Genomic DNA, 16,238 nt, shown 5'->3' on the forward strand with positions numbered 1-16,238 from the left:
TACTAAACATTAGCCTCATTCATGCAGAGCTCCAAACCAGTCATCCACGCAGGTAAACTAATGTTAAATCGGCTATTCAGTTTTGCATTAGACAGTAGAGAATTTAGCGGTCGAATCGTCGGTGATGCATACTTGTCGGAACTGATAGGCACTAAGCGTGGCACTGCCGTCAAACCACTCCGGTTTGCAAGTATTGCCTCAGCAAAACCATACCATGATGTTTTTCCCGCCGCTGTTAAATGGTAAATCCCGCTAATCTCTTCAAAGAATAACTTGGGGTTGGAACGACAACTGATTTTAGCAATGATTTGTGCCGTAGCCTCCGCGACCATGCGGCTCCAAGTGGGGGCTCCGATTTGATCGTTTACCACGCTGAGTGAATCGTGTTCTTCCGCGTTCTTTAATATCTTTGAAAGGAAATTATTTCCACGCATGCCATACACCCAGCTTGTGCGGAATATTAAATATGCACCACCGACAGCCTGTATAGCTTGCTCTCCCGCAAGCTTGGTTTTGCCATATATGTTTAACGGGTTGGTCATATCGTCTTCACTATATGGATCATTTTTTTCCCCATCGAATACATAATCCGTGGAATAATGAATCAATGGCGCTCCGATTCTCATGGCTTCTTCGGCAAGAACACCGGGAGAAATCCCATTAATAGCCATGGCAAGTGTGCTTTCCTCCTCGGCCCTGTCCACTGCCGTGTAAGCGGCGGCATTCACAATCAGGGTAGGCTTATGTTCACGGACCGCTTGTCTGGTTAAATCAAGGTTGCCAAGATCCAATTCATTTCGGGTGAGTGCGACCACCTCCCCCAGCGTTGCGAGAGTTCGTAATAACTCCCAACCAATCTGACCGTTGTTTCCCGTGAGCAGTATTCGAGTCAAGGGTAAAACTCTGAGTTTTTAATTTTCTGCCCCATCTTATCTTTGGCGGAGAGTATCGGGTCACCTTGCAATGGCCAATTAATCGCAAGATCATGGTCATTCCAGATAATGCAGCGCTCGTGCTCCGGTGCCCAATAATCCGTCGTCTTGTAAAGCAACTCAACTACTTGCGAAAGGGCAAGAAAACCATGCGCAAAACCAGGGGGGATCCAAATCGCGCGTTTGTTTCCCGCCGAGAGGTTAAAACCCACCCACTTGCCAAAATTTGGGGAACTTCTCCGGATATCTACAGCAACGTCGAAAACCTCGCCTTGGATTACTCTGACAAGCTTTCCCTGTTGCCGCTTAATCTGGTAGTGAAGTCCTCGCAGAACATTGCGAACTGAACATGAAAGATTCTCTTGTACAAATTCATCTGCGATGCCTGCCTTTTCAAGCGCTTTCTTGTTATAGCTTTCAAAGAAAAACCCTCGTTCATCACTAAAGACTTCAGGCTCAAGAATGAGCACGTCGGGTAGAGAAGTTTGAATCACATTCATTCAGAATCAGAAGATGCGCTCGCGCAATAACCCACGCAGGTATTGTCCGTAGCTGCTCTTGCTTAGAGGGCCAGCAAGCGCTTCAAGCTGATCGGCCGTGATATAACCCATGCGATAGGCGATTTCTTCAAGGCATGCGATCTTAAGGCCCTGTCGTTTCTCGATGGTCTCAATAAAGCGAGCGGCCTCGAGAAGGGCCTCGTGGGTCCCGGTGTCCAGCCATGCCATGCCACGTCCCATGACTATCACATCGAGCTGACCGCGCTTGAGATAGAATTTATTCACGTCCGTGATTTCAATTTCACCGCGTGCGGATGGTTTCAGCGAACGTGACAGCAATACTATCTGATTATCATAGAAATATAGGCCGGTCACCGCATATCGAGACTTCGGGTTCTTCGGTTTCTCTTCAATTGAAAGTGCCTTCCCGTCTTGGTTAAACTCGATGACGCCATATCGCTCAGGATCTCTCACCGGATAGGCAAATACCGTGGCACCGGAACTTTTCTGTGCCGCCGCTTGAATGACACGAACGAGATCGTGACCGTAGAAGATATTGTCCCCCAAGACAAGAGCACAGGACTCTCCGTTGATAAAGTCAGCTCCGACAATAAATGCTTGAGCGATCCCTCCAGGCCAAGCCTGCACGGCATAATGAATATTCAATCCCCACTGGCTGCCATCACTCAGCAACTGCTCAAACCGGGGTGTATCCTGGGGCGTTGATATCACCAGGATATCGCGGATCCCCGCCAGCATCAGGGTAGACAAGGGATAGTAAATCATCGGCTTGTCGTAGATCGGCAGTAGTTGCTTCGAGACAACTTGAGTTACCGGGTATAGGCGACTGCCCGCGCCGCCGGCAAGGACGATGCCTTTCATATCAGTTGTCTTCCCCCGTAGTTTATGTCAATCCATTTCCGGTACTCGCCACTTTGTACTTGCGCCACCCAATCCAGGTGGTCCAGATACCATTTAACCGTCTCGCGGATTCCATCCGCAAAGCTTTGCTGCGGTACCCAGCCCAAATCTCGTTTAACTTTTGAAGCGTCGATTGCGTAGCGTCGATCATGGCCAGAGCGGTCCTTGACGAATTTAATAAGCTTGGCATGAGGGATCACGGGCGAGTCAGGATGTAGTTCATCGAGCACCGCACAAACGGTGTGGACGACCTCTAGGTTGTTTTTTTCGCTATCCCCACCAATATTATACGTCTCGCCAACACGGCCACGCGCAAGAACAGTTCGGATGGCGCTGCAGTGATCCGCAACATACAGCCAGTCTCGAACATTAAGACCGTCACCGTAAATAGGTAGCGACTTCCCCTTAATGGCATTGACGATTACCAGCGGGATCAACTTCTCCGGAAATTGGTATGGTCCGTAATTGTTCGAGCAATTGGTTGTTATGGTGGGCAGACCGTAGGTGCTGTAATAAGATCTAACCAAATGATCTGAAGCTGCTTTCGACGCTGCATAGGGACTGTTCGGCGCATACGGTGTTGATTCGGTAAATGGTTCATCCTCGGCCTCTAAAGATCCATACACCTCATCGGTGGAAACATGCAAGAAACGGAATTTTCCCTTCTTATCCGTCGCGAGCGACTCCCAGTAGGCGCGCGTCGCCTCAAGCATACGGAAGGTACCGATTATGTTTGTAGTTATAAAATCCTCCGGGCCAAGAATGGAGCGATCCACGTGGCTTTCAGCGGCGAAATGCACAATCGCATCAGGCTGGTATCGAGACAGTAATTTCCCGACTAACTCCCGGTCGGCAATATCGCCTTTGACGAAGTTATGACGCGGATCGTTTCTCAGGCCTTGCAAGTTTTCCAGGTTGCCCGCATAAGTCAATTTATCCAGGTTGACTATGGCCTGACCAGTTTCAGCTATCCAGCTTCGGATAAAATTAGACCCAATAAACCCGGCACCACCCGTTACCAGCATGACACTCATCGTCTTTTACCGACATGCGCTGCGATGATGATCGCGTGATTCAACACAAAGTACCGATTCATTTCGACCATACCACCCGGTCTACATAATCCGTATAGCTGAGGATTATCCGAAGGACTTTTTCCGACACGTTTGGCACCAGATAGTCGCGAACTATCGGCAGGGATCGATCTAAATCGCGTGACTGTCTTTCCACAACAGCGAGCGCTTGCATGATTCGATCAATTTCTAATCCCGTCATCAAGACGGCTGCTTCTTCCATTCCTTCCGGGCGTTCATGCGCCTCGCGAATATTTACTGCCGGGAAGTTGAGAATAGAGGATTCCTCAGTAATGGTGCCGCTGTCAGAAAGCACCGCATAAGAATTCTTTTGTAGGTTCACGTAATCCGGGAATCCCAACGGCTTCAGCAATTCGATTTCATTACTGAGCTTTATACCCTGCTTTTGCAAGAGTTTCCTGGTGCGGGGATGGGTTGAGACGATTATCCGCTTTCCATAAATCTCAGAGATCCGGTTCAAGGCCGTAATTAGTTTCTCCAGGTTTATGATCGAATCGATATTCTCTTCACGATGCGCGCTGACAACAAAATAGTCTCGCTCCTTAAGTCCGAGTCTTTCCAAAACATTGGATCTATCAATCAAGTCTGCATAATGCCTTAGCACCTCGTACATTGGGCTCCCCGTCTTGATGATCCGATCTGGCGCGATCCCTTCGCGCAACAGATACTCCCGCGCCAGATCGCTATATGGAAGGTTTATATCTGCGATGTGGTCGATTATTTTACGGTTTGTCTCTTCCGGAACACGCTGGTCGAAGCACCGGTTACCAGCCTCCATGTGGAAAAGCGGAACCTTTCGCTTCTTCGCCACTATCGCGGAAAGAGAGCTGTTTGTGTCGCCTAAAACCAGGAAAGCATCCGGTTTCTCTGTTTCCAGAATTGGATCGATCTTGATGAGAATGGTGCCGATGGTTTCAGCAACCGATCGCCCTGCAGCATCCAGAAGATAATTCGGTTTCCGGATCCCAAGTTCTTTATAGAAAATTTCATTCAACTCATAATCATAGTTCTGACCGGTATGCACCGTGATATGGTTCGTGTGCTCGTCGAGATGCGCCATAACTCGAGATAAACGGATTATCTCCGGACGCGTTCCCACCGCCGTCATAACCTTTATCTTTTTTATTTTTCTCATCGTCGTATCCTTAAACTTGTTCTCGATACGTGTCTGGGCGCGTAGAATCGAAAATTTCATGGGCCCAGAACAAGGTAGTCAGAGTCGAATCGCCAGTGTTGATAATGTTGTGCGTATGTAGCGTGGGCATGTCGATGTACTGAGGTTTGTCGCCACTTACCAGGAATTCCGATATTTCGTTTGAAAACAGTTTCCGAATTCGGATTGTCGCTTTGCCGTCCAGCACGAAAAACCTCTCTATCTTGAGTCTGTGGTAATGATTACCCCGAGTGATGCCTCGTTTTGACGTAGAAATAAAACACTGCCCGCCGTTAAGACTTTTGACTGCCTCAAACAGTGATCCCCGCTCATCCGATTTCCTCTCTACGACAACGGGATAGTGTGCGGGATAAAGATAGGAGCGATACGTGTTGAATAAAGCCAGGTCAATTTCCGTCCCGAGGGGAGGAACAATCTGGTCGTTGTACAGCTGTGCAAACCGCCCCAGTTTTTTCAGTAATTCACTGACTGTCATCGGGATGCCTTTGATGACGATTTCTCCACTGCGCCCACCCATGATCACATCAAATACCCGTTCCGCAACACTTTGTGCGTGGACCAGCTCAAGTGTGCTGTCTTGCTCGATTCGAGGTTGTTGGGCATTGGCCAACTGATAACAAAACGTTGAAACTACTGAGTTATAGAATGGTTTGCCACACTCGCCAAATACGTGAGGCATGATAAGAGTTGTAACTCGTGCGCCGTGACGCTTCCCCCATTCGTCCAACAGCCGCGCGCATAGCCGTTTGGACTTGGCATAAGCTGTGTCGCGTGTCACATGAACGGATGACGCGAATACGATATGCGGTGTTCGTCCGGTACGCTCGCATGCACTGATTAATGACGTCGTCAGGGCAATGTTCGTAGTTTCGATTTCATGGTCATCTCCCCGATTCAGGCCGGCCAGGTGTACGATGAAATCAGACCCGGCAACAAATTGATCCAGTTGATCGCTCGTGGCAAATGTTGCGCGGTCGCCGGATAACACACGGATATTGGAGCAACCGTTCAAGAAACAGCGAATATGCCAACCGATTAAACCGTCGATGCCGGTTATGCCTATCTGTTTCACTGTCCCGGCGTCCTTGCGCAAGCTCAAAGCTCTGAAACAACTTCAGGCAGGGTAAGTAACAGCTTTTCGACCTCTTTGGCATTCAGCCGAACCGTATTGTGTGAAGTATAATCCTCGGTATCCACTTCTTTAGTATCCCCTTCCGTGAAATACTTGCTGTAGTTCAGATCTCGATCGTCCATGCGAACCCGAAAATACTCCGCTATGTCCTCTGCCTTGCGCAGCTCCTCGCGTGTTGCCAGGGTTTCATAGATTTTTTCGCCGTGGCGCATCCCAATGACCTTGACCGGCACGTCTGACTTGAACAGATTCTTCAGTGCCATTGCGAGATCGCCGATCGTGCAGGCGGGCGCCTTCCGGACGAACAGATCGCCTTGACGCGCGTGCTCAAAGGCGAAGGCTACGAGTTCAATGGCATGGCGCAGCGGCAGCAGGAATCGTGTCATTTCCTGGACTGTCACGGTCAGCGGCTTCCGTTCCTTGATCTGCTTGATGAATAGGGGAATGACGGAACCGCGCGAGCACATCACATTGCCATAGCGCACACTGGAGACAATGGTTTTACTCTCATTCAAGCCGCGCGCCACGGATTGGGCCACTTTCTCCATCAGCGCCTTGGTCATGCCCATTGAGTTGATTGGATATACCGCTTTGTCCGTGCTGAGAAATACCACGCGACGAACGCCGTGCTGCACGGCGGAGTCGACAACATTGTGGCTGCCGATGATGTTGGTCAGCACTGCCTGCATCGGGAAGAACTCACAGGATGGAACCTGTTTCAATGCCGCCGCATGGAACACATAATCTGTGCCGTTCATGACGCTGTCCACGCTGTGTCGGTCACGCACATCGCCGATGTGGAACTTTAGTACCGGATTGGCATGGTCTATCCGCATCTGCTCCTGCTTTAGCTCGTCGCGGCTGAAGATGCGTATCTCCCGGCAACCCAACGGCAGAAGATAGCTTAGAAACGCATGACCGAAAGAACCCGTCCCTCCGGTGATCAATACGGTCTTGTCGCGAAATAGGTCGTTTGACGTTGTCATTGCTTCTTTTCCTTGATTGATTCAGTCATCCAGGTTTCCAAATTTCTGAAAAGCATATCGCGCGTAAAATTGGCTTCAAAATAATACCTGCCCTTCCGACCCATCGCTTCCCGCTGGTCTTTCGGCATGTTTGCCAGTGTCAGAACAGCGTCCGCCAGACCATCGGCGTCCTCCGCCGCACATGTCAGCCCTGCACCGGACTCTTTAACAACCCACGCTCCCTCGCCATCCAGCATAGCCACAATGGGGCGACCACATGCCAGGTATGACTGAATTTTACCCGGGATGGTCAACGCAAAGATTGGTGAGCGCTTGAGACTCACTAACATCACGTCGGCATGGGCAAAGAACCGTGGCATTTGTTCGGGTGGATAGCTACCTAACAGGTGAACTGTATTTACAATCCCACGTCGGACCACTGCTTCACGCACCCATTCGCCCATGCGGCCATCACCTAGTACTATCCAGTGGATGTCCGGATAGCCCTTGAGCCGTTCAGCGGCTTCAAGGACAGCCGGAAAATCTTGCGCGACACCGATATTCCCGGCGAACATCACACGGAACCCCCGAGGCAAGGGCACTGGGGGTTCAATGTCGACACTTGGTTGAAATATAGCTTCTGCCCAGTTGGGAAAGTATACGATGCGATCTTCGGAGACGCCCATCGCGCCCACTCGCGGGATAAACGCCCGCGATGCCACTAGCACCTTCTTGCAATGGCTGTAGATCCATCGCGTAAGCTTTTCCAATAAGTCCAGCATCCAGGAGGCATGTATATCGCCCGCCGCGGCGATGCTCTCAGGCCAGAGATCGAGTACCCAGAAAAAGATCGGTGCGCCTGATCGCTTGCGCATCACAATCGCCGGGATCCCAACCGTGATCGGCGATGGCTCATGGACAAATATAACATCGTATCTTCCTCTTAATCGATACAAACCATAAAGACTCGCCATAACAGCGAACGAGATATAGTTAAGTGCAAGCCTTAGTACTCCGCCGCCGCCACGTGGAACCTGTGGGACACGTACGACAGATATGCAATTCCACGTTTCCATCCGTCGTTTAAATAGTCCATAGCCGGAGAAATATCTTCCTGACGGGTAGTTTGGAATACCGGTAAGCACGGTAACCTCGTGGCCACGCTCCGCCAGCCATTCAGCCAGATCATTAACCCGGAAGTTTTCTGGATGAAAGTACTGAGTAACAATTAATACCTTCATAAATGAATAACTTCAGTATGAGCAATATACTGTGATTACAACTCGTTCTGGAGAATTGAGAGCAATTCTTTGCGGAGTAAGCCTTTCGGGGTTGGACAACTATGCTACAGGTCTCTTCAAGGCAACGACAGACGTGCCATATTGGTGATTTTTGTATTCACCCATAACGCTCCAACTTCTTGTCTTAAATCCATCAATCAGTTTTTGTTTTCCGGACACTAACCCAATTAGCACAACTTTTATACGGTCGTCACTTTCGACATATTCAATATCCCATCCAGCTGCTGGTGCGGTTTGTCTGTTATGCTCCTGATCAACAAAGATGTCATGTACAGCTCGAATGGATTTGATTGAATATCCATTCATAATTTCAGGAAGAATTCCGTACGTAGAACCTATTGAGTAGGAATTTTCTGTAAGACCTTCCTTTTTAATGGCGTCGTATGCAGCACGATAATTATAAGGAAATGCCACTAGATAGTGTTCGCCGGGATGTTTAGCTTCAGAAGCTCGCTGATTTGTATCCATGGACATGGCTATACGTACTTCGTCTTTTGGGATACGCATAAAATCGGAAATATTTAAAACAATGATAATTAAAGCAAGCGTTGCAACAGCGCGCCTTGCAAAATGGAATGTTGAGAGCCTTACTGCCAGCAGCAACATACCAATAATGGCGAATGGAACAGCGTATTCTGCCTGGTATTTCGCGTATCCCCATAATGATGGGTGTATTGAATAATACACACACACTGCGGTCGAAAAGAAAAACAACAGAATAATATTCCTGCTGACCATTCTTCCGGAAAGCGGGATGAATGCAAGCGGAATAAAAATAATCCACCAGTACGGAACGGAGTTGGTAATAGAGGACCAGACAATATCCGAATCAACAGCGTCAAAGACGCGCCGAAGCATTGAACCGGTGTTCAGCGCGTCAGTAGATGGTGTTCCGGAAATCAGACTTTTCCCTAGAAATGGAATAAAGAGTAAAGCCGGGGTAAGCATAAAAATGGATTTAGTTAAGCAGTTTCGCCATTCATTGTATTTGAATTCTTCATAAATAAAGAGCATCAAAACCGGGAGAATGGCTAGAAATGAAGGTTGGCGCATCATTACCGCAATAGATATAAAGCTAAACAATCTTATGTAGTTTAGCTTTATCGATGTAGCGACCTCAACGATGACCAAGGTAAAAGAAACAGATGCCCAAAGAGAATGGTCAACAACACCGGCCATATGCCAAAGCAAGGGTATCGTTCCGATAGCAAGAGCGAGCAGATATGATTGTGCGAATGGAAATACTCTAAGTATCATCCTATAAAGCACAAGGATGAAAATCACATAAATAGCAAAGTAAGAGAATTTAAATGCAAAATCGGTAATCCCGAATACTGAGCCAAAAATGAATGGAGGTATTAGATGTAGTGGCGGATGAGGTGATCCGTTGCCACCCGTGTACGTGAATGCCAGTCTGCCAAGTATCAGGAGGAGCGAAAAGATTATGATTCTACTTCTCCAGGTAAGTCGCTTTGAAAGTATAAAGAGACCCAATAATGAAGTAAGCAGGATCAGGCTGATAGCCTGAACCAGATACTGAAATGCTATACCGTCGAGCGCGTATAGCTGCTTTACCAGAGCCAGGGAAATATGAATACTGTGGCCGTGGGATGTCGCGGAATATGAGATTTCATCGCTATACAGCGAAAACTGCAGTTGGTTATACAAAAATGAAAACAATATGACGAAGTAGGAAAGATATACAATAAAATCCCTTCGTCGGATTTTAATAGAATCCTGAAATCTGGCAGGTGCTTTCCATGCGAGCAATCCGAGCAATACAAGAATAACCGTGAGAAGACACAGTGTTAGCGCTGAGGTTGTGGGGCTTTCCTTAAACTGGCTGATTTCAGGAGTTAAGGCACCATAATAACCATAAGCCAGGAAGAACGAAAAAAAGAGTATAGATGCCCAATTGAAATTGATGATGTGTGTTGGCTTTTGTATTATTTTCGACAATGAAAATGCTTCATTTTTTGCCGAAGAGTCAACGTCTAAAAGCCAGCCATGATTCACATATCTCTCCTATATTTCTCAGCATCCCAATTGCTCAGGTAAGTTAGTGCTTCGTCGCTTAAAGAGTTTATTCTCCCCTTCATAGAGGCAAGGGTTAGCAAATGGGCCTTGTATACCTCCTCAATCTCCATTGTCTTTTTGGTATTCTTGGCAATAAAATAGATTTGACCGTCATAAAGAATTACCTTCGGAGTGTCGTGATATTTAACCCGGTATGCATCGAGGGCCCCTGGATCACTTAAGTTTTCCACCACAAGTGGTGCGGCCCCGCAAAAAACAAAACCGTCCGGACAGTACGGTTTCAGGGAAAACAGAGTCTTTTGTGTTTTAAGCAGATCTAAAATCGCTCGGTCTTCGCACAGATAAGCAACTGAGCCGTCCCCAACAAAATTCGCAATCGCCGTTACCTGCTTATATCGCCCAAGATCCACTCTGGACCACTCGCAACATTTTCCAACAGTATCCTCGGTGATTTGCTGCACTGCCTCCATCGATTCGGCGCTCACTATCAGACCATGATTCTGTAAAAAGATTAATTGCGGTTTATATCCATAGTTTGCGATATATTTTTTTACTTGCGCATTCAATTCGAGTCCAAGTTCAATTCCAGGTGTTCGATATGGTACACACAATGCATCCGGAAAAAGTGCGGTGAGATTTTTATCCCAATCACTCTGCGAGGCGATGATATTGACACCTATCGGGTGAGTGTGAAGTACAAACTTACCCAGGATGGCGTGCAAAAAGACTTCTATTGACGCCCTGGCTCCAGGTGTTATTGTTCCCAGCGCTATCAAATGACTTACATTTGAGTCGCGACGGTGCTTGTCGTCATCGCCCCATCTAGAGGGGGTTTCCAGAATAGCGGCAATCTCAGGATAGTCAACGACCGCGTATCCTTTACCCGACTCAACTTCGGAAAGGAGGACGCCCGATGCCTTCACGAGCATTCGGCGATCATCCAACTTGACGGAGGAGTTTCCGCCACCTGCTTGCAGCAGGTCGAACCGTGACCCGGCATAACGCGAGAGTGTCACAAAGTGCTTGGTCAGCAAGAGTTCGTCCATCCAGTAATTTTCCTAAATTGATGCGAAAGTTAAGTGCATACTTAATTTAAGGTAAATAATTTATTCGGCATGAACAATCGTAAGAAATCTCATTAGAACCTATCTCAAAATACCCTGTTTCGGTTTTTGTAGGGTGCGTCCCACGCACCAAGTGGCTTCGTTTAAACCGTGGATCGGTGCACAGGGCGCACCCTACCGTTTTTGATATAGGTTCTGGCGAAGGAGCTTAGTAAGTAATATACGCAATTCTTCAAAATTATTTATTACACAATCCGGTCGATTCTCGCCATCCCCAATTTCAACCCCCTTGTGGACTTTTTGGATTATCACGGCACCGATCGCCGCACGAGCACCGCCATTGTCTGTCACCGGGTTGTCGCCGATCATCCAAATACAACCTCCCTTTGATTGCATCTTCTGTGCTGCGATTTCGAAAGGAGCTTGGTGAGGTTTATCGAAACCCGCTTCCTCACTGGTGACGATGTAATCGAAGTAATGGTCGAGACCCAAGTAGACGATTTTCCGGAATTGTATTTGTGCCGTCAGATCGGTAACGATAGCCGTCGGAATGCCGGCGATACGCAAATCATCGAGAAATTCTTTAACCCCAGCGAACAACTGCGCGTTACTAAGGAAAGTGCGCCAGTAAGTCTGCTCCAGATCCAGCGCCAGTAGCACTTGTGACCTTAAGCCAATAATTTCCAGCATTTGCTGAAAATATAGGAGCCGGCTATGTGAGCTGGCGGTTTGACCCAAACGTTCCTTGATTGTTTTTCGCGCGGCATTAAAGGACTGATCAAACTTATCCGGCTCGATACCGAACAGTCGCGACGCTTTGGCTCGCACCGCCAGCATCGCCGCCTGGTGTGCTGGTTCGTAGGGATACAAGGTATTATCAGTATCGAACAACACAGCTTCCGGCTTGCTCGTGAATGCATCAGGATTATAAATGTTAAGCGTCATTGTAAGCGGGTGCGAAGGGCCTGAGTTATGTGGGACAGAATAACTAGTTGCATTATTCCCATCATCCCGCCATGCCAAGCCGGAGTTATATCCAGAAGTTCATTGAGTTGCGGCAGCAATTCGCGTGCAGCGAGAGCTATATCATCGCTATCGGCATCACCGTCAATGGTGAGTTCTACTGCACTATCGGTGCTTTCCTGGGCGATATCCACATGCATGCCGCAAACGCCGATCAATACCCTCACTAAACTTTCGTAGTACATTCCATGACGCGCCATGACACCGAGCTTGAGCCGAAGAGGCGAGTCAGCTTTGTCTAGGGTATTAGGATGAATAGGCTGGAGCGATAGCACTAAGTCTGCGTGCGCGACCTGCGACCGGATGTAACGAACGGCGTCCGGTTCACGCCGTGCGACAGTCTCCAGAACATGCTCACGAGCATGATCCCTTTGTGCAGAATCACGGAGTAATTTCAGGTGAACACGTAATGCCTCGTCCATATTAAGGTAAACCTTCAGGTCGCACAGCGTGCGCAGCAGCGGCAGGGAAAAGACATGCAAGCCGCTAACAACGATGAAGTCGTTGCTTTTTAGAATTTGGGGCTTGCCCATTTTCCCGCTGGCATGGTCGTATTTCCGAGCCAGGACGGCCTCTCCATTCGCCAGCGCCTGTACGTCGTGGTTTAAGCGAGCTAAATCGTTAGCGCGTGGATTGAGATGCGTCATTACTTGCCACATCGGTTTATGCCGATCCCACAGGTGATAGTTATCGCCGGATACCTGTACTACCGAGTGTTTCCCAAACAGGCCTTCGATTGAGTTTGCCAACGTAGACTTTCCGGAGCCGGAATCACCGCCTATCCCGAGCACGAATGGTTTGCGCGAAAGGCGAAAATATTCATTGGCATGAATCCCCTCGCGCAGCATGCGTGTGACAAGAATCAGGCCGGTCGCCAACAGCAGCGTCTGCCATAGTGACAACACACGCGTCGACAAACCAAACCACTCGGCAGCCCGAATGCCGGCTGGCCAGTCCGTGACAGGCAGCGACGGCAGCGGCGCCAACAAACCGCTCAAACCAATGGTGAGAAGGCTAAACGCACCTACCAATGCTATTGCCATGCGGTCACTTTTGCTTTGGTAGAGAACCAGGAAAGGCAGCACCCAAACAAACCATCCCGGTGAAGCCGGTGTCAACAGCAGAACGAGAAAAAAAGCCAAGCCCAGCAGTACCAGTAACAGTTCGAAGCTCATGCGCCGGACACGCCACGCACCGAATAACGCCAAAAGATAGACCAGCGGCAACATATAGACTTGCAGGTCATTACCGACGGACAACGAGATGTCATAGATCTTGGCCAGCTCGGGGTTACCGAACAGCATATCTCGGCCACCTGTCGATAGGATGTAAGGCGTCTGCAGCATTAACAGTGCTATCACCAGTACGGCAGAGAATGGAAGGAAGAAAACAAGCAGCCGCTTGTTGTGGAACAAATAAACAAGCAGGAACGGAACCGCTAGGATCATACTTAGCTTTGCAGAGACCGCCAGTGCCACGAATACTGCGGCGCGCCGAGGTGCCGCGTCGCGCAGTGCAACCAGGCCGAGTATGAGCAGCAGTATCGGCAGCAGGTCGTTAAGACCCAGCCAATAAGTGGCAAAGAGGATAATGGGGGACATCCAGTACAACGCCAGCAGCGTGTCGAGCGCAACGTCGGTTAAACGCCGCAGCGTGTATAGCAAGGCAACGTCTGCGAGTAACAGGGTTGAACCATAGCCGATGGCTACAGGGAGCTCAAACAGCGACGTTAACGCGCTGAGAGGCAGAAAAATCAACCACATGGCGTAGCCGTAGGGAAAGGCGAGACGGTCACCACCCGCTGCCAGATAAGCACTCCACGGGTCTAGGGTGAACGTTTCTAGGCTATGAGCGAGAAATGGCGCATACCAGTGCTGCGTGGCTGATGGCAACACCATAACGAGCAACCCTACTCTGATTGCCAGGCCGGTGAGAAAGAGTGGATGCCGCAACAGCGGTGTCATGCTTTCCATCGCGCTGGCCACTTGGTGCATATCGCATCGGGCACTATGCCACGTTCTGCCAACAACGCGCGCAGCGCAGGAATTTCGCCTTCAGAGGTACGTTGCTGTAGTTCCGGCGAAACCAGGCATAATTGGAATCCGGCCAGATGCAGTCGGTTGGCATCAGCGCCGGATAGCGGAAAGTGACTGAAGCAGTCAACCCAGACCCAATCGATTTTTCCAGCCAGCGTCATCGCCGTGTCGATATGCTCGTATTCCGACACGCGAACCGCGCAGCGGCGTTCGCCTTGGTAAGCTATCTTGATTATGAATGGGAATGACTGGTCGAGGAAAAAGAAGTTCTCGATGCCGCGTTCAGTCATCAGATCAAGCAGATGCTGCTCCAAGCCCTCTTCTTTTACATTGAGAATCAGTGTTCCATGTCGGTAATTATCCAGCCAAACGGACAAATCCTCGCCTTCGATGAAAGGTTCATGATGAATAATTAATCGGCTACCGAAACTTCGAATGTCAATCTCGACGCCGTACTCGACAGGCGTCGCCAGCAATTCGGCGACAGTATTACAACGGTGTACAATCAACATCATTGCTTGGTTGACTTCCGCAGTTGTAAACCAAAACTAACCGCGCGGCGTATGAATTTGCGTTTCTCCGCCCAATTCAAGTTCCAATGTGAAGCTCCATAAACACGCACTCCGAAACGCACCGGGAAGCGATGCACTGGAAGTCCAGCACGTTTTGCCTGAAAGTAGGCGTAGAGATCGAGCGAGAAATCATGGGGCGGTTCGTGCCAGGATTCGAAAAAGGCCCGGCTAAATAACGTCGGCTGGGCGTTGATATCCCACAAAGGACGGTTTAGTAACAAAGTCTCAAAGGCACTCATGCCGACGGAAAAGAGTGTATCGCCCAAGGGACGTCCGTAGCGGCGACCTTTGACGAAGATATCAGCTCCGTGAATCTCGAACATTGAAAGCCCTCGCCGTGCATCAACCGGATCAGTCTGCAAATCCGCATGGGTCCAGCCAAGCAGTTGGCCTTTAGCGGCACGCAAACCGCTTAGAATACCGAAACCGTAACCCTGATTATTTTCCACCCGAACGCTACGGCAACCAGAACAAAACGGTAATAATTCCGCCAAAATGCTTGAGGTACCGTCAATAGAACCGTTGTCGACCAGAAGAACTTCGATCTTCCCAGGCTCTGCCAGTTTGGCGCATTTCGGCAATAACAGCGGTAAATTGGCGGCTTCGTTGTAGCAGGGGATAACGAGCGATAGTTTCGGTGCAGCATTATGCATTATGAAGTTTTCTCGAGGACAACAGAGCGTCCTACAGCAAATACGTTTGGAAATAAATACACAAGAAAACGGTCAACGGTCTGCACGACCTTATAGACATTTGATGGGAACTGGATAATGCGTGTCTTAGCAATGACCCCGCCAGATAAGGGGAATAACAAGGATTCGTTTAATTCATTTTTTAGAAATCGGAATCCGGGAATTTCATTTTCGAATGCCAACTCATCGCTAAATAGCAATTCAGGAATCGCGCAATTGGCTGACCAAGGATCTGAGGGATCGTTGGCAATAGTATTCTCATTGAAAACGTTAATGTCGTATGACCAGCCTTCGTGCCGCATTATTCTTAGAAGGATGCGCAGCATCAAACTCGTATGTAAATCTTGGATAAGCAAGAAACCGCCTAGCTTAAGTTTTGTTCTAACTACACTAAAGAATCGGGCGGGATTCGCCAAATGATGGATCATATGACTGCATATTACGGCGTCAAGACTATCATTCCCAAATGGTAGATTTAAAGCATCGACAACAATATCTATCCAAGGCCGCTTTACCACGTCCGATAGAATTATGTTTGGGCAATCAAGAAACTCTTTACTAAGCCCAGCACCAGCTCCTAGCTCGACGACTGCCTTACAGCCCAATAGGTACTCATTCATCCATGAATAGCGTTGTCGAAGTAAATAAGTGACACTTATGGGGCGCTCACGGAAAAACCTATCGCGAGCCGCCTCTACATCACCTTCATGTAACATCCGATTTTCATCGTGTCGTGGAAAATAAGTGCCTCGCAGCATAGGTTATTCCTATCAATAATGGGTGCTACTCAAATGG

General features: G+C 48.8%; 15 protein-coding genes. All 15 read right to left on the reverse strand.

What is annotated here, in order from left to right; genetic code table 11:
• Nucleotides 1-2: 2 nt before the first annotated feature.
• The 15 genes from rfbD to WD823_RS11375 all read right to left on the reverse strand — a co-directional run bounded on the left by rfbD (nucleotide 3) and on the right by WD823_RS11375 (nucleotide 16,201).
• Nucleotides 3-893, reverse strand: a complete 891-nt coding sequence (gene rfbD, locus WD823_RS11305) for a dTDP-4-dehydrorhamnose reductase (RefSeq protein WP_368429600.1) — start codon at nucleotides 891-893, stop codon at nucleotides 3-5.
• The gene (gene rfbC, locus WD823_RS11310; RefSeq protein WP_368429601.1) at nucleotides 890-1,432 is read right to left on the reverse strand and encodes a dTDP-4-dehydrorhamnose 3,5-epimerase; all 543 of its coding nucleotides are present in this window, start codon (nucleotides 1,430-1,432) and stop codon (nucleotides 890-892) included. The genes rfbD and rfbC overlap by 4 nt, the downstream gene beginning before the upstream one ends.
• A gap of 6 nt (nucleotides 1,433-1,438) precedes the next feature.
• Nucleotides 1,439-2,314, reverse strand: coding sequence for a glucose-1-phosphate thymidylyltransferase RfbA (gene rfbA / locus WD823_RS11315; protein ID WP_368429602.1), 876 nt, complete (start codon nucleotides 2,312-2,314; stop codon nucleotides 1,439-1,441).
• Nucleotides 2,311-3,387, reverse strand: coding sequence for a dTDP-glucose 4,6-dehydratase (gene rfbB, locus WD823_RS11320; protein ID WP_368429603.1), 1,077 nt, complete (start codon nucleotides 3,385-3,387; stop codon nucleotides 2,311-2,313). Before rfbB ends, rfbA begins: the two co-directional genes overlap by 4 nt.
• A 58-nt stretch (nucleotides 3,388-3,445) precedes the next feature.
• Nucleotides 3,446-4,573 carry a non-hydrolyzing UDP-N-acetylglucosamine 2-epimerase gene (gene wecB / locus WD823_RS11325; protein WP_368429762.1) on the reverse strand — a complete coding sequence of 376 codons (1,128 nt, stop codon included), beginning with the start codon at nucleotides 4,571-4,573 and terminating at the stop codon, nucleotides 3,446-3,448.
• A gap of 19 nt (nucleotides 4,574-4,592) precedes the next feature.
• Complete coding sequence (locus WD823_RS11330) at nucleotides 4,593-5,693, reverse strand: NAD-dependent epimerase/dehydratase family protein (protein ID WP_368429604.1); 1,101 nt, start codon at nucleotides 5,691-5,693, stop codon at nucleotides 4,593-4,595.
• 23 nt (nucleotides 5,694-5,716) lie between these two features.
• On the reverse strand, nucleotides 5,717-6,739 hold the full coding sequence (locus WD823_RS11335; RefSeq protein WP_368429605.1) for a polysaccharide biosynthesis protein: 1,023 nt from the start codon (nucleotides 6,737-6,739) through the stop codon (nucleotides 5,717-5,719).
• Entirely contained in the window at nucleotides 6,736-7,959 is a 1,224-nt protein-coding gene (locus WD823_RS11340; RefSeq protein ID WP_368429606.1) for a glycosyltransferase family 4 protein, read from the reverse strand. The genes WD823_RS11335 and WD823_RS11340 overlap by 4 nt, the downstream gene beginning before the upstream one ends.
• Before the next feature lie 99 nt (nucleotides 7,960-8,058).
• A complete protein-coding gene (locus WD823_RS11345; protein ID WP_368429607.1) occupies nucleotides 8,059-10,035 on the reverse strand; it encodes a hypothetical protein in 1,977 nt (658 codons plus the stop codon).
• Nucleotides 10,032-11,102, reverse strand: a complete 1,071-nt coding sequence (locus WD823_RS11350) for a class II aldolase/adducin family protein (protein WP_368429608.1) — start codon at nucleotides 11,100-11,102, stop codon at nucleotides 10,032-10,034. The genes WD823_RS11345 and WD823_RS11350 overlap by 4 nt, the downstream gene beginning before the upstream one ends.
• Nucleotides 11,103-11,294: 192 nt before the next feature.
• The gene (locus WD823_RS11355) at nucleotides 11,295-12,065 is read right to left on the reverse strand and encodes an HAD family hydrolase (RefSeq protein WP_368429609.1); all 771 of its coding nucleotides are present in this window, start codon (nucleotides 12,063-12,065) and stop codon (nucleotides 11,295-11,297) included.
• Nucleotides 12,062-14,128: a uridine kinase gene (locus WD823_RS11360; protein WP_368429610.1), complete on the reverse strand. Its 2,067-nt coding sequence runs from the start codon at nucleotides 14,126-14,128 to the stop codon at nucleotides 12,062-12,064. The genes WD823_RS11355 and WD823_RS11360 overlap by 4 nt, the downstream gene beginning before the upstream one ends.
• A complete protein-coding gene (locus WD823_RS11365) occupies nucleotides 14,104-14,694 on the reverse strand; it encodes a hypothetical protein (protein ID WP_368429611.1) in 591 nt (196 codons plus the stop codon). The genes WD823_RS11360 and WD823_RS11365 overlap by 25 nt, the downstream gene beginning before the upstream one ends.
• Complete coding sequence (locus WD823_RS11370; RefSeq protein WP_368429612.1) at nucleotides 14,691-15,404, reverse strand: glycosyltransferase family 2 protein; 714 nt, start codon at nucleotides 15,402-15,404, stop codon at nucleotides 14,691-14,693. Before WD823_RS11370 ends, WD823_RS11365 begins: the two co-directional genes overlap by 4 nt.
• Nucleotides 15,404-16,201, reverse strand: a complete 798-nt coding sequence (locus WD823_RS11375; protein WP_368429613.1) for a class I SAM-dependent methyltransferase — start codon at nucleotides 16,199-16,201, stop codon at nucleotides 15,404-15,406. Before WD823_RS11375 ends, WD823_RS11370 begins: the two co-directional genes overlap by 1 nt.
• Nucleotides 16,202-16,238: the final 37 nt, after the last annotated feature.

This window comes from Sulfuricaulis sp. (genome assembly GCF_040901545.1).
In the GTDB taxonomy this organism is placed as follows: domain Bacteria; phylum Pseudomonadota; class Gammaproteobacteria; order Acidiferrobacterales; family Sulfurifustaceae; genus Sulfuricaulis.

Excerpts from the sequence above, each read along its gene's own strand:
- WD823_RS11375 (WP_368429613.1), bottom strand. The coding sequence starts at position 16,201 with ATGCTGCGAGGCACTTATTTTCCACGACACGATGAAAATCGGATGTTA.
- rfbA (WP_368429602.1), bottom strand. The coding sequence starts at position 2,314 with ATGAAAGGCATCGTCCTTGCCGGCGGCGCGGGCAGTCGCCTATACCCG.
- WD823_RS11340 (WP_368429606.1), bottom strand. The coding sequence starts at position 7,959 with ATGAAGGTATTAATTGTTACTCAGTACTTTCATCCAGAAAACTTCCGG.
- WD823_RS11335 (WP_368429605.1), bottom strand. The coding sequence starts at position 6,739 with ATGACAACGTCAAACGACCTATTTCGCGACAAGACCGTATTGATCACC.
- rfbB (WP_368429603.1), bottom strand. The coding sequence starts at position 3,387 with ATGAGTGTCATGCTGGTAACGGGTGGTGCCGGGTTTATTGGGTCTAAT.
- WD823_RS11365 (WP_368429611.1), bottom strand. The coding sequence starts at position 14,694 with ATGATGTTGATTGTACACCGTTGTAATACTGTCGCCGAATTGCTGGCG.
- rfbC (WP_368429601.1), bottom strand. The coding sequence starts at position 1,432 with ATGAATGTGATTCAAACTTCTCTACCCGACGTGCTCATTCTTGAGCCT.
- WD823_RS11350 (WP_368429608.1), bottom strand. The coding sequence starts at position 11,102 with ATGGACGAACTCTTGCTGACCAAGCACTTTGTGACACTCTCGCGTTAT.
- WD823_RS11370 (WP_368429612.1), bottom strand. The coding sequence starts at position 15,404 with ATGCATAATGCTGCACCGAAACTATCGCTCGTTATCCCCTGCTACAAC.
- WD823_RS11355 (WP_368429609.1), bottom strand. The coding sequence starts at position 12,065 with ATGACGCTTAACATTTATAATCCTGATGCATTCACGAGCAAGCCGGAA.